Source organism: Notoacmeibacter marinus (genome assembly GCF_002238045.1).
In the GTDB taxonomy this organism is placed as follows: domain Bacteria; phylum Pseudomonadota; class Alphaproteobacteria; order Rhizobiales; family Rhizobiaceae; genus Notoacmeibacter; species Notoacmeibacter marinus.
The window spans coordinates 163,402-177,287 of sequence record NZ_NBYO01000001.1; the positions used below are offsets into that span (position 1 = coordinate 163,402).

11 protein-coding genes are annotated in these 13,886 nt (G+C 62.4%); 4 read left to right on the forward strand and 7 right to left on the reverse strand.

Features of this window, described 5'->3' with window-relative positions:
• Positions 1 to 34: 34 nt before the first annotated feature.
• The gene (gene rsmD / locus B7H23_RS00745; RefSeq protein WP_094075508.1) at positions 35 to 592 is read right to left on the reverse strand and encodes a 16S rRNA (guanine(966)-N(2))-methyltransferase RsmD; all 558 of its coding nucleotides are present in this window, start codon (positions 590 to 592) and stop codon (positions 35 to 37) included.
• The gene (locus B7H23_RS00750) at positions 592 to 2,439 is read right to left on the reverse strand and encodes a pseudouridine synthase (RefSeq protein WP_094075509.1); all 1,848 of its coding nucleotides are present in this window, start codon (positions 2,437 to 2,439) and stop codon (positions 592 to 594) included. Before B7H23_RS00750 ends, rsmD begins: the two co-directional genes overlap by 1 nt.
• Positions 2,440 to 2,602: 163 nt before the next feature.
• Here B7H23_RS00750 and B7H23_RS00755 point away from each other — a divergent pair, with 163 nt between their 5' ends.
• Positions 2,603 to 3,052 carry a nucleoside deaminase gene (locus tag B7H23_RS00755; protein ID WP_094075510.1) on the forward strand — a complete coding sequence of 150 codons (450 nt, stop codon included), beginning with the start codon at positions 2,603 to 2,605 and terminating at the stop codon, positions 3,050 to 3,052.
• A gap of 13 nt (positions 3,053 to 3,065) precedes the next feature.
• On the opposite strand, the gene B7H23_RS00760 is transcribed toward B7H23_RS00755, so the two are convergent.
• The 5 genes from B7H23_RS00760 to B7H23_RS00780 form a co-directional block, all read right to left on the reverse strand.
• Positions 3,066 to 3,695 (reverse strand): hypothetical protein, encoded by a 630-nt coding sequence (locus tag B7H23_RS00760; protein WP_094075511.1) that lies wholly within the window; start codon positions 3,693 to 3,695, stop codon positions 3,066 to 3,068.
• Positions 3,696 to 3,853: 158 nt separating this feature from the next.
• Positions 3,854 to 6,877, reverse strand: coding sequence for an isoleucine--tRNA ligase (ileS, locus tag B7H23_RS00765; protein ID WP_094075512.1), 3,024 nt, complete (start codon positions 6,875 to 6,877; stop codon positions 3,854 to 3,856).
• A 261-nt stretch (positions 6,878 to 7,138) separates the two neighbouring features.
• A complete protein-coding gene (locus B7H23_RS00770; RefSeq protein ID WP_158215728.1) occupies positions 7,139 to 8,239 on the reverse strand; it encodes a PAS domain-containing protein in 1,101 nt (366 codons plus the stop codon).
• A 164-nt stretch (positions 8,240 to 8,403) separates the two neighbouring features.
• Positions 8,404 to 9,414 (reverse strand): bifunctional riboflavin kinase/FAD synthetase, encoded by a 1,011-nt coding sequence (locus B7H23_RS00775; RefSeq protein WP_094075514.1) that lies wholly within the window; start codon positions 9,412 to 9,414, stop codon positions 8,404 to 8,406.
• Positions 9,415 to 10,257 (reverse strand): TIGR01459 family HAD-type hydrolase, encoded by an 843-nt coding sequence (locus B7H23_RS00780; RefSeq protein WP_094075515.1) that lies wholly within the window; start codon positions 10,255 to 10,257, stop codon positions 9,415 to 9,417.
• Positions 10,258 to 10,386: 129 nt separating this feature from the next.
• On the opposite strand from B7H23_RS00780, the gene B7H23_RS00785 reads away from it, so the two are divergent.
• The 3 genes from B7H23_RS00785 (at position 10,387) to groL (ending at position 13,743) form a co-directional block, all read left to right on the forward strand.
• Positions 10,387 to 11,559: an EAL domain-containing protein gene (locus B7H23_RS00785; protein WP_143534696.1), complete on the forward strand. Its 1,173-nt coding sequence runs from the start codon at positions 10,387 to 10,389 to the stop codon at positions 11,557 to 11,559.
• 180 nt (positions 11,560 to 11,739) lie between these two features.
• On the forward strand, positions 11,740 to 12,036 hold the full coding sequence (gene groES / locus B7H23_RS00790) for a co-chaperone GroES (RefSeq protein WP_094075517.1): 297 nt from the start codon (positions 11,740 to 11,742) through the stop codon (positions 12,034 to 12,036).
• A 63-nt stretch (positions 12,037 to 12,099) separates the two neighbouring features.
• Positions 12,100 to 13,743: a chaperonin GroEL gene (groL, locus tag B7H23_RS00795; RefSeq protein WP_094075518.1), complete on the forward strand. Its 1,644-nt coding sequence runs from the start codon at positions 12,100 to 12,102 to the stop codon at positions 13,741 to 13,743.
• Positions 13,744 to 13,886 lie beyond the last annotated feature (143 nt).

A 13,886-nucleotide genomic window follows, 5' to 3' on the forward strand; every position in this document is an offset into this window, starting at 1 on the left:
AACGCGCCGGAGGGATGAAAAGATCGTAAGGCGGTTAAGATTGCGGTCGAACAAACCGCAAGATGCTGTCACCCATCGGCCGCTCATCCACAAGATCGAAGCCGCCCGGTAGCAAGAAAGGCGCATCCGCCGCTTCTTCGAGAACGCAGAGCGCACCATCCGCCAGCCATTCACCCGATAGCGCGGCAGCAAGCGCTTTTTCGCCGAGCCCCTTGCGATAAGGTGGATCGGCGAAGACCAGATCGAAGGGTTTCATGGTGCCGACAGCGCCGATCCGCGTCGCATCGCGACGAAAGATCTTCGTGCGCCCTGCCAGACCCAGCGTCTCAATATTGGCGCGGATAGTGGCGCGAGCCGCCCCGGCATCTTCGACGAAGAGGGCAAACGCCGCGCCGCGCGAGATGGCTTCGAGGCCGAGCGCACCGGTTCCGGCGAAAAGGTCCAGCACACGCGCGCCATCCACATCGGCATCGTCGCGGTGCGACAGAATGTTGAACAGCGATTCACGCGTCCGGTCGGTGGTTGGGCGCGTGGCGTCGGATGATGGCGTCTTCAGAGGTCGTCCGCGAAACGCGCCGCCGACAATCCGCATCAGCTTTTGCGTCCGCGCGGACCACCACGCGGTTTTCCGTCGCGCGGCGCACCGCCGCCCAGCTTATCACCACGCGGTGCCCCACCGCCAGGGCCGCTCCTGCCGCCCGGCTTGCCGCCACGCGGCGCGGCGCCCTGCGGCTTGCGGCCATCGTCGCGCTTGTCGGGGCGGCGGCTGTCCGGTCTACCGCCATCCGGTTTACGGGCATCCGGTTTGCGGCTATCGGGACGGCTGTCGCGACCCGGCCTTTCAGAGCGAGCCGGCCTGTCGGAGCGAGCCGGCCGCTCGCCGTCGCGCGAAGGCCGGCCCTGGCCGGACGGTCTGTCCGCACGGCGGTCGGACCCGGCCCGTTCGCCCGGATGTCCGCTGCGATCGCGCGTGCCGCGTCCCTCCGAACGCTTGTCGTCACGGGCGGGGCGGGCGGGCCGGCCGGGGCGGCGCTCGCTTCCTCCGCTCTTTGCGTCTTCATTGTCCCGCTGAAAGGTCGCGGCCTTGTTGGCGTCTCGAATCTTCGCCCGCTCCTTTTCCTTTCTGGTCAGCGGACGCGCACCCTCCGCCAGCCAGACATGCGTGTTGCGCTGGCGCGAGCGTAGCGGCTCGTAATCGCCCGAACCTGCCGCCTTCTTGTCGTCTTTGGCATCCTTGCGGTCACGACCGGTGCTTCTGACCCACCCCTCGTCACGCGAGGTGGACAGTCGGTCGAGCGCATCGTTGCGGACATCGTCCTTGTCGCGCCGGACCTTGGACTTGTTGTCCGTCTCTTCGGGTTTACGCTCGGCACGGACCGGCTTGTTGCTGAAAGCGTTCAGGATCGGTGCTTCGAAATCGGCGCCCGATTCCTCAATCAATTTGACACCGAGCTGATCGCGAAGGGTCCGGCCCTTCAATTCACGAACCGTGCGCTCCGGCAGATCGACAAGCTGGAAAGGGCCGTAGGAAATGCGGATCAGGCGCGTCACTTCCAGACCGAGCGCGCCCATAATGTTCTTCACTTCGCGGTTCTTGCCCTCGCGAAGGCCGACTTCCAGCCAGGCATTGGAACCTTGCGTGCGTTCCAGCGACGCTTCGACGCCGCCATAGAACACGCCATCGACCGCGATCCCATCCTTCAGTTCGGCCAGACGCGCTTCGTCGACCTTGCCGTGAACGCGCACCCGGTAGCGCCGCAGCCAGCCGGTCGATGGCAGTTCCAGCGCACGCGCCAAACCGCCATCATTGGTCAGCAGCAACAGACCCTCGGTGTTGATGTCGAGGCGACCGACCGAAACCACGCGAGGCATATCGCTCGGCAACGCACCGAAAACCGTCGGGCGGCCTTCCGGATCGCGATTGGTGGTGACGAGACCGGCAGGCTTGTGGAACAGCCAGAGCCGCGTCCGTTCCTTTTGCGGGATCGGTTCATTGTCCAGCGTGATCTTGTCGCCGGGCATGACATTGAAGGCCGGGCTGTCCAGCACCTTGCCATTGACGGCCACACGGCCCGCTTCGACCAGCGCCTCCGCCTCGCGGCGGGAAGCCAATCCCGCACGGGCCAGCCTCTTGGCGATGCGCTCACCCTCGGCAATACGTTCCTCTACCCGATCGGCCGCCTCGCGTGGCCCTTTCGAACGCGGGCCGGCATCGCGACCGCCGCCGTCACGACCACCCGTGTCGTCGCGCCTTGCCGCCGGCCGCTTGCCGTCAGCGGCGCGGTGTGGCGGCTTGCCGGTGTTACGATCATTGCCCTTCGCCCCATCGCGGGCGCTATGACCCTTCGATCCACCGGGCCTGTCGTCCCGGTGGCGGGAGGGTCCGCCCGGCCTCTGGCCTTTGCGATCTGGGCGCTTGTTGTCGTCTCTGTCGCTCATGCGGGGACAGACCTTTCCGTAGGTGCAGTTCTTCATCGATCGCCAGCAGGATCAAGAGGACCCGGCGATCATCGCTTCCCGGCGAAGCCGAAACGCTCTAACAGGAAGCCGCACCTTGCACTAGAGGCCGTCTATGAACAGGACGAACAGAGGCGACAGCCCGATGAAGCGCGCGCTCGACGAAGCGCGGAAGGCCGGGCTGCGCGGCGAAGTGCCGATCGGCGCCTGTCTTGTCTTGGACGGCGCGATCATCGCAGCCGCCGGCAATGAAACACGGGTGAGCAACGATCCAACCGCTCACGCGGAAATACTTGTCATCCGCCGGGCCTGCGCCGAACTCGGACAGGAGCGGCTTGTCGGCGCCGATCTCTACGTGACGCTGGAGCCCTGCCCCATGTGCGCGGCTGCCATCTCATTCGCGCGGATTGCGCGGCTGTACTACGGCGCGCAAGACCCGAAAGGCGGCGCGGTCGAGAGCGGCCCGGCCTATTTCCAATCCGCGATCTGTCACCATGCGCCGGACGTCTATTCCGGTCTGGCGGAAGCCGAAAGTGCCCAAATGCTCCGCGCCTTCTTCGCCGAACGCCGCGGCCAGGCCATCACCACAGGCTGAACGTTCGAAACGGTCAGAAGAAGATAAAGCGCTTCTTCTTTTTGACGCCCGCTTCCTTGGCAAGGCGCGCCGCCTTGTCCTTCTCGTCCTCACCAATCTCGCCTGTGGGCGCGCCATCGGCGGGGACCCGGTAATCAGTGGGCGGTTCGGAGAGGAAGCGCCGCTGCTCGGCGTCACCGACCGACGCAATGCGTTTGCGGCGCTTATATTCAGCGCTCTGCGCCTTCATACGATCGAGTCGCTCCAGATTGGAGGAGGCGTCGATCCTTGCCGCGCTGGAAGCGTAACGGGGCGAACTGACCACAGGACGGAAACCGGTTTCATCGCGATTTGCGGTCGCAAAATCACGGTAGCGCTGGCGGCGCTCCTCGGGCGATTCCACCCACTGGTCGGACTGGGTGGCATTCTGCTGCGGCGTCGGCAGAGCGGCAACTGTCGGAGGGGTCACGAGTTCGGGACGCGGCTGATAGGCGATGGGCTCGCCCTTTTTGGGCGTCAGGTCGACCATGGAGGTGACATCTTCGAGCAATTGCACATTAGCGCCCTTGCCGGTGCCATAGGTCGGGCCCTGCAGGCCGCAACCAGTCAGCGCCGCCAGCGCGGCCAGCGTCGCTATCGCTCTCACGGATGAGAAATGGTTCATCGATCGTCCCTCAGTTCCCCAAGCGCCCGCCGCAAGAGCGCCATTTACTGCCTGTTCCCCTGACGGAACAATCCGGCAAGATCATGTCGAAAGGAAGGGCCGCGCCTCCTGCGCGCCCCTTCCGGCCCAAATCTGTGGCCAGTATGCAACGGCTCGCCTCAGAGCGATAGCCGCCCGCCCGCCTTCAATTCACGCAGCGCTTCGGCATCACGCGGCGTCACATCCGGATAGTCGGGATCGGAGCCGACCTGCGGCGACACCTTCCATGACCGGGCGCATTTGCGGCCCTTGGCCAAGGTCGGAACAACGCCGACGCCGGCCACTTCCGGCATCCGGAACGCCGCTTCCGGCGGTTCGGCGGTCGTGATCACAATATCGCTCGTGATACAAATCTCGGCCATATCGAGCCCGGCAATCGCCTTCGAAAGCTCCGGATCGGTCACATGCACAATCGGCGCGGCCTCCAGTGACGAGCCGATGCGCTTGTCCTTCCGCTCGATTTCCAGCGCGCCCGTCACGACGCGGCGGACCTGGCGCACCTTCTTCCACTTGGCGGCCAGTTCGTCGTTGCGCCATTCGGCCGGAATGGTCGGGAACTGCTCCAGATGAACCGAGACCGCGTCCGGATGGCGCGCCATCCAGGCTTCCTCGCAAGTAAAGCAGAGCATCGGCGCCAGCCATTTCACGCAAGCGTCGAACAGGGTGCGCACCACTTGCAACGCCGCCAAGCGGCGCGTCGAACTCGGTGCGTCGCAGTAGAGGGCGTCCTTGCGGATGTCGAAATAGAAAGCCGAGAGGTCCAGCACCATGAAGTCGGTCAAAGCGCGGCTGATCCGCTTGAAGTCAAAATTGTCGTAACCGGTGCGGACGAGCTCATCCAATTCGGCGAGGCGATGGAGCATCAGCCGTTCCAGTTCCGGCATGTCGGCAAACGGAACTTCCTTGCCTTCGTCATGGGCGAGTGTGCCCAGCATCCAGCGCGTCGTGTTGCGAACCTTGCGATAGGTGTCGATATTGGTCTGGATGATCGCCTTGCCGAGGCGCTGGTCCTCCCAATAGTCCGTCGTCATGACCCAGAGGCGCAGAATATCGGCGCCGGATTGCTGCATCACCTCCTGCGGGGTGACCGTATTGCCGAGGCTCTTGGACATCTTGCGCCCGTCCTCGGCCATGGTGAAGCCATGGGTGACGACTGTCTCGTAGGGCGCGCGGCCACGCGTGCCGCAGCTTTCCAGCAGCGAGGAATGGAACCAGCCGCGATGCTGGTCCGACCCCTCCAGATAGATGTCCGCCGGCCATTTCATGTCGTCGCGATCTTCCAGCGTGAAAGTGTGCGAGGAGCCGGAATCGAACCACACATCGAGAATGTCGCGAACCATTCGCCAATCTTCATTGGCGTGCGATCCGAGGAAGCGCTCGCGCGCGCCTTCGGCGAACCAGGCGTCCGCGCCCTCGGCCTCGAAGGCTTCGAGGATACGGCGGTTGACTTCGTCGTCCTTGAGGATTTCGCCATCCTCATTGGCGAAAACGCAGATCGGCACGCCCCAGGCGCGCTGGCGCGACAGCACCCAGTCGGGGCGATCCTCGATCATGGTACGCAGACGCTTCTGCCCGGCAGAGGGTACGAAGCGCGTCGCATCGATGGCGGCCAGCGCACGGCTGCGCAGCGTGTCCTTGCCTTCCGGCTGTGCGCCGGACAGGCCATAGCCGTCCAGATCCTTGTCCATCGAGACGAACCATTGCGGCGTGTTGCGGAAGATGACCGGCTTCTTCGACCGCCAGCTATGCGGATAAGTGTGCTTCAGTCGGCCCCGCGCGAACAGCGCATTCGCCTCGATCAGCGCGGCGATGACCGATTTGTTGGCGTCGCCCTTCTTGCCCTTGTCGTCGATGACGCGCGCCGGCCCACCCTCGCGATCCGGGCCGAAGCCCGGCGCATCCTTGGTGTAGTAGCCAGCATCGTCGACCGGGAACGGGATTTCCGTCGGCACGCCGCGCGCTTCCAGTTCGGCCTTGCCGTCGATCCAGGCTTCGAAGTCTTCCCGGCCATGAGACGGCGCGGTGTGGACGAAGCCCGTGCCGGCATCGTCGGTGACATGTTCGCCGGCAAGCAGCGGAACCGGGAAATCGTAGCCGAGATCGGCGAGTGGGTGGCGGCAGACCATTTCCGACAGCATCGCCGTGTGAACATCCATCTTGCGCTCGAAACCGAGTTTGGCTTTGGCGAAACTCTCTTCGGCCAGCGCATCGGCGAAGATCAGCTTCTCGCCGGGCTGCGGACCGAAATCGTTCTCGGCACTCGTGACCTCGTAGAGACCGTAGGAGATACGGGGCGAAAACGCGATGGCGCGGTTGCCAGGGATGGTCCAGGGCGTGGTCGTCCAGATGACGACATACGCTTCTGATAGTGCCTTCTGCCCTTCAATTGCCTTCCCGGCAATATCTCTGCTTTCTTCCTTAGTACCGAACCAGGAGGTTTCCGTAAACACGCCCCGACGCACGGGAAACTTCACCCAGATCGTATCGGACTCGTAGTCCTGATACTCGACCTCGGCCTCGGCCAGGGCGGTCCGCTCGACCACGGACCACATGATCGGCTTGGAACCGCGATAAAGCTGGCCGCTCATCGCGAATTTCAGCAGTTCGCCGGCGATGCGCGCCTCGGCGTGATAGTTCATGGTCGTATAGGGGCGCTCAAAATCGCCGACCACGCCGAGCCGCTTGAACTCCTCGGACTGCACCTCGATCCAGTGCGCGGCGAAATCGCGGCATTCCCTGCGGAATTCGTTGATCGGCACCTCGTCCTTGTTCTTGCCCTTGGCGCGGTACTGTTCCTCGATCTTCCATTCGATCGGCAGGCCGTGACAGTCCCAGCCCGGCACGTAGTTGGAGTTGTAGCCGCGCATCTGGAAGGAGCGCGTGATCACGTCCTTCAGGATCTTGTTGAGCGCGTGGCCGATATGGATGTTGCCATTGGCGTAGGGCGGGCCGTCATGCAGCACATGCAGCGGTCGGTCCTTTCCGTCTTCGCGCAGCTTTTTATAGAGATCGATGTCGTTCCAGCGCGCAACGATCTCCGGCTCCTTCTTGGGCAGCCCACCCCGCATGGGAAAGTCGGTTTGCGGCAGGAACAGGGTTTTGGAATAGTCGATGCCGGTGTCGGTCTTGGTATCGTCGGTCATTGAACTGGATCAGCCTGGGCGCGGCAGATAGCGAAAAAGCGGCCGCGCCATTGGTAGGAAAACTCACGCGGCACCGGGTCGGGTTGGCCGCAAGCGAAACATCCCGGACCTTCGTGCGCGCCAATCACGCGCAGGAGAAGGCCGGGCGGCTAATTCGTATGCCGGCAAGAACCGGAGGGATGCGCCGTTCCGTCATGGCCGCGCTTCTAGCCGAAGGCGGGCGAAGTGGGAAGCGTTTTGCGACCCGGTCCTGCGAAAGGATCACTCATTCGGTCCTAAAGGGAGGCGGATCGTCAGTCGGAGGCCCTCGGTCCGCCAGCCCAGCTCGACGTGACCTCCGACACCGGTCAACATGCCCTCGATGATGCGTGAGCCGGTGCCGAGTTGGCTTTTCTCAGGGACGGTTATGGGCTCGATCGGACGCTCCACCCATTTCAGCAGCAATTCATCGTCCTGTTCCTGCCAGTTCACGACAATACTGCCCTCCTCGTGCCTCAGCGCTCCGTATTTGACGGAATTCGTCGCCAGTTCATGCAGTGTCAAACCAAGGGGCGTGACGGCCTGACCGGGGAGAGCGACAGGCGGGCCCGAAATTTCGATCCGGTCCACCTTTTCCGTCGGATAGGGACTAAGAACGGTTTCGACCAGTTTGTGGAGGTCGGAAGCCGTATCGCCCTCGTCAGCGTTTCTGGACGCTGCCGTGGCCTTATGGGCGCGCAGCAGGGCGCCAAGCCTGTCCTCGATACGTTTGACGACCAGTTCTACATCCTTCTCCCCTCGAGCGGAAAGGCGAACAATCGAGCCGACGATAGCGAAGACGTTGCCGATCCGATGGCGCAACTCTTCCGCGAGATAGGTCTGGCGGGCCAGCTTGTCCGCCGCTTCGGCCAGTTCCGTCACGTCCCATTGCGATCCGTAAAACTGCTGGATTTTTCCGTCCTTGCCGAAGATCGGGCCGATATGAAGCATGTTCCAGAAGGCCGAGCCGTCCTTTCGGAAGTTGCGGATCTTGACGACCTTCACCTCTTCCTCCCTCACGGCCTTTCGAATTTCCTCCAGCACGGCCTGATCGGGATCTGGCCCCTGCAGGAAGCGGCAATTGCGCCCGATCACCTCTTCGCGGTCATAGCCGGTGAGGTCGAGAAAGGCCTGGTTGACGAAGACGATCGGATTGTCGGGCAGTTTGGGATCGGTGATGGTGATGGCCATGCGGGTTTGTTCCATGGCCTGTTCAAGCATCGCACCGGCTGGCAGATTCATACTGTCAGTCGCTGTGTTGGCGGACTGGTCCGTCTCTTCCGGGTTGTAGGCGCGCTCTTCCTGCGGCTTATGCGTCTGATCTTGATTGTCGTGCGTCATCATCCAGCCCAGTTCGTCATCCCTTCGATCTGTGCTGCTATCGCGCCCAATCCATCTGTTTGTTTCGTCGGGAGACCGGTAGCACCGGTACATCCAAGATGAATTTCAAATGTCAGACTGGTCTGGCCGCACCGCACAAGCCGTATTTGCGCACAAGTTTGAACCTGTCACAAGAGCACCTCGATAGGCGTGCCTTCTTTGCGAAAGGCGATGGCGTTATCGAGAGGACCGAGCGGTTGGACGCCACCGAGAACGGTGCGGGCTTCTTCTTCGTCGCGCTTCATCTGAGCAATGAGCGGATCGAGCCCGTCGAATTTCTCTTCGCCGCGCAAATAGGAGAAGAGGCTGACTGCGCAGGTCTCGCCGTAGAGATCGCCGGAAAAATCGAAAAGGAACGTCTCCAGAAGCGGCGCGCCCTCATCGGTCACGGTCGGTCGTCGCCCGAAGCTGGCAACCCCGTCATAGAGGATGCCATCGGCGCGACGAAAGCGCACGGCGTAGATGCCCAGCGCAAGCTGGGTCTGTGGCGGCAGCGACATGTTGGCCGTCGGGTAGCCCAATGTCCGTCCAAGCTGCTGGCCCTTCTCGACCGTCGCGATCACCGTATGGCGGTAGCCGAGCAATCCGTTCGCCATGGCCAGATCGTGGTCGGCAAGCGCCTGGCGGATCGTGCTGGACGAAATCAACAATCCGTCTTCCGCGGTTTCCGGCTCGACAATATCGACGGCGAAACCCTTTTGCCGACCGGCCTGGGCCAGCATGGCAGGTGTTCCGGCGCGTTTGTGCCCGAAATGGAAATCATGGCCAACGATGACGGCCTTGGCGCCAAGGCCATCGCGAAGCATGTCGTCAATGAAGGCGTCCGGCGACAACGCCGCGAAACCGGCATCGAAGCGCTGCTCGACAACGGCGGCGACGCCCAGTTCACCAAGCAGTGTCGCGCGCAGAGCCGGCGGCGTCAGGCGATAAATGGCTTCGCCCGAAAAGAAGGCGCGCGGATGAGGCTCGAATGTCAGGACGATCAGCGGACGCCCGGCTTTTTCGGCCTTTTGACGCGCCATACTCAACACCGCCTGATGACCGCGATGGACACCGTCGAAATTGCCAATCGCAATGACGCCGTCGCGAAGATCGGCAGGCAGATCCTTGCAATGGTCGAGCCGAAGGATCGCCATCATTCAGACCAGATGCGTCATGGAAGCGACAGGCCGTAGATCGGCGGCCCGCAGAAGAGCGAACAGATCGGCATCGCCTTCGATACCGGCATCGCCGCCGGTAATGAAGAGACAATCGATGGCCTGGTCGACGGCGCCCTTCACATCGGTCGGGATTCCATCGCCGATCGCCAGCGCCTCGTTCTTCGCGAAGATGCGGCCGGCAGCGTTCCCGGCTGCATCAAAGGCGGCGTCATAGATCGGCGCATGCGGCTTGCCAGCGACGCGGACTTCGCCGCCCATCGCCTCATAGGCTTTCGCAACGGCGCCGGCGCAGGGCACGATACGGTCGCCACGGCGCACTTTCAGGTCGGGGTTGGCGCATACCATGGGCACGTTCCGGGCGAGAAGCTCCCGCAGCAAACCATCATACTCGTTCAGATCTTCGTGCTCATCGTCGAACAGGCCGGTGCAGACCGCGGCTTCCGCCTCGCCTTTCGAAACCCGCTCGACACCGAGACCTTCATAAAGATGCAGTTCGGCCTCTGTCCCAATGTGGAAAACGCCGCGCGGCCCTTCGGCGATCAGCCGCCGCGTCGCGTCGCCCGAGGTAACGATGGCGTCCCATGCGTCGGCGGAAACGCCGATCTGCGCCATCTGCTCCGCCACGGCGTCGGCGCGGCGCGGCGAGTTGGTGATCAGCACGACCGTCCTGCCAGCCTGCCGTTCGCGAACCAGTGCCTTGCAGGCTCGTTCGTAGGGTCGCACACCATTGTGCACCACGCCCCAGACATCGCACAGCAGGAGGGAATACGCGCCCGAAACCTCGTCCAACGAGTCGATGAAAGGCGGGGTCTGCCAGGTCATATTGTCCCTTGAGAGCGGTTATTGCGCGCTGCATCTAGACCATGACGGCGCGCAAGTCACCATGGCAGTGGCGTTGTGGCCTGCGCACCCGTAAACATGGATGCGACCAGCCGCGTTCAGGAGTTCATTATGCGGAAAGTTCTGCTCGCCCTTTTCGTTATCATTCTCTTTTTTGCCATCTACCAGGTGCTGACGCCCATCCTGTCCGCCAATCCCGATTTCTCAAGCCTCGTGGTGCGGGACGTTCTCGTCGTCAGCCTTCTGATTGCAACGCTCGCCCTCGTCCTGGCGCTGGTGGCGCTTCTTCGGGCCAGCCGGGTACAGAAGCAAACCGAGGACCGGCTGATCGCCATCGATCAGGCCCTTTCCGATTTCGCCAACCGCGCGGATGTGGCCGCTCTTTCCATGGCCGATCTTGCGCGCGCCACCCATCGCGACATCGTCTCGATGCGGCAGACGATGGATGGCGGCAAGGATGTCGAAGCGGATGCTGAGCCGGTCGCAGATTTCAAAAGGCGGTCGTGCAAGGTCGTGCCGATCAAGATCGCGCCGGCCCGAACGCAGGCCGATAGCGACGAAACCGACGGATCGTCGTTGCAACGGATGATCGAGACCAGCGAACCGCGCCTCAGCCTTCAACCCATTGTCGACGTCATCCAGTCCAAGCCCATCGCGTTCGAAGCCTATGCATCTTTCGGCAGCGCTGAACAAAGCCTAGACGTTCAACGTGCAAATGGGCTTTCGATCGAAACACAAAGGCGCCTTGCCGGCATTTTGTTGAAAAAAGCCGCCGAGGTCGCCCGGCAGATCGCAACCGACGACGCCAAAACGTCCCAACCGATCCACGTGCCGCTGAGCGCCGCGTTTGTCGACGCGCCAACCAATCAGGCCGTCGGCGACGCTCTTCATTCCAGGACGCTACGGAATGCCAATGCGATCGTTCTGTCACTGCCAATCGCCATCATTCTCGACGGTACGCTTCCCTGGTCGGACACGGATGAACGCCCGACGCTCGCCTGCGAGAGCGACAATTTTCCGGAGGCGCATATGTCCCGCCTGGCCGAGGCCGCCATTCGTTGGCTGAAACTGCCAGCCAAGGCGGTTCTCGCTGATGCTGAGAGCGAGCGTTATGGATTCATCTGCGAGCCGCTTGGAATCGATCTCATCATCACCCATGTGCATGACCAGGACGAAGCGGTCAGCCTTCTGGATCGCGGCTTCCGCTATATGAATGGGCCGCATTTCGGCATTCCCCGACCGTTGCGCAGCGACATCTCCGCAGTCGATCCGGGGGTCGACTGAGCTTCCGTTGTGATGCGCTTGGGGCCCGGAAAAATTTGCGGGGCCATTCTTGACAGTCCTGTCCCTCCCGCTTACCTCCGCCGCGTTAGCACTCGTCAAAAGAGAGTGCCAATATTGCCCAGTCATTCTGGAGCGATTCATCGTTTCAACGAGACGTCAAAAGCCAGGGGTTTGAAAAACATGGCCGATACCAATTTCCGTCCGCTGCATGACCGCGTCGTGGTCAAGCGCGTCGAGTCCGAAGAAAAGACCGCCGGCGGCATCATCATTCCGGATACCGCCAAGGAAAAGCCGCAGGAAGGCGAAGTCGTGGCCGTTGGGCCGGGCGCGCGCGACGATAGCGGCAAGGTCAACGCTCTGGACGTCAAGGCTGGCGACCGCGTGCTTTTCGGCAAGTGGAGCGGCACCGAAGTCAAGCTGAACGGTCAGGATCTCCTCATCATGAAGGAGAGCGACATCATGGGCGTCATCGCCTGATCGCATAACTGAACCCAATCGATATTCACGAATTTACGGGCCTAGAGCCCAGGAGGCACGATAATGGCAGCCAAAGAAGTCAAGTTTAACCGCGATGCTCGCGAGCGCATGCTCAACGGCGTCAACATCCTCGCCGACGCCGTGAAGGTCACGCTTGGCCCGAAAGGCCGCAATGTCGTCATCGACAAGTCCTTCGGCGCACCGCGCATCACCAAGGACGGCGTGTCCGTCGCCAAGGAAATCGAACTGGAAGACAAGTTCGAGAACATGGGCGCGCAGATGCTCCGTGAAGTGGCGTCCAAGACCAACGATCTGGCCGGTGACGGCACCACGACCGCGACCGTCCTTGCACAGTCTATCGTTCAGGAAGGCGCAAAAGCCGTTGCCGCCGGCATGAACCCGATGGACCTGAAGCGCGGCATCGATCTGGCCGTGACAAAGGTCATCGAGCACCTTCGCGGTAGCGCCGCTTCCATCTCCACTTCCGATGAAGTCGCCCAGGTCGGCACCATCTCCGCCAATGGCGAGAAGGAAATCGGCAAGATGATCGCTGATGCGATGCAGAAGGTCGGCAATGAAGGCGTCATCACGGTCGAGGAATCCAAGACCGCCGAGACCGAGCTGGAAACCGTCGAGGGCATGCAGTTCGACCGCGGCTATCTGTCGCCCTACTTCGTCACCAACACCGAGAAGATGATCGCGGACCTCGAAGATCCGTACATCCTTCTGCACGAGAAGAAGCTCTCCAACCTGCAGGCCATGCTGCCGGTTCTGGAATCGGTGGTTCAGTCGTCGCGTCCGCTTCTCATCATCGCTGAGGACGTCGAAGGCGAAGCGCTTGCCACGCTCGTCGTCAACAAGCTGCGTGGTGGCCTGAAGATCGCTGCCGTCAAGGCGCCTGGCTTCGGCGACCGCCGCAAGGCCATGCTCGAGGACATTGCGATCCTGACGGGCGGCACGGTCATTTCCGAGGACGTCGGCATCAAGCTGGAAAACGTCACGCTCGAAATGCTCGGCACCGCCAAGAAGGTCTCCATCACCAAGGAGAACACCACCATCGTCGATGGCGCCGGTTCGCAGGACGACATTCAGGGCCGCGTTGGCCAGATCAAGGCGCAGATCGAAGAAACCTCTTCGGACTACGACCGTGAGAAGCTGCAGGAACGTCTTGCCAAGCTGGCTGGCGGGGTTGCCGTTATCCGCGTCGGCGGCTCCACGGAAGTGGAAGTCAAGGAGAAGAAGGACCGCGTCGACGATGCGCTGAACGCAACGCGCGCTGCTGTCGAAGAGGGCATTGTCGCCGGTGGCGGCACGGCTCTGCTTCGCGCCACTTCCGCTCTGGAAGGCCTGACCGGCGAGAACGAAGACCAGAACGCCGGTGTGCAGATCGTTCGCCGCGCGCTTCAGTCGCCGATCCGTCAGATCGCCACCAATGCCGGTGACGAAGCATCGATCGTGGCCGGCAAAGTGCTGGAAAACGCATCGGCCACCTATGGCTATGATGCGCAGACCGGCGAATATGGCGACATGATCGAGATGGGCATCGTGGATCCGGTCAAGGTCGTTCGTACGGCCCTGCAGGATGCGGCCTCCGTTGCCGGTCTGCTGGTCACCACCGAAGCCATGATCGCCGAGCTTCCGAAGAAGGACGCACCGGCCATGCCGGGCGGTGGCGATATGGGTGGCATGGGCGGCATGGGCTTCTAAGGAAGCCCGTAGCACGCCCATCTCTTTGGGTTGGTCGAAGTCCCCTTCGGGGCTTCGACTGGCGGCATGGGCTTCTAAGGAAGCCCGTAGCACGCCCATCTCTTTGGGTTGGTCGAAGTCCCCTTCGGGGCTTCGACTGGCGG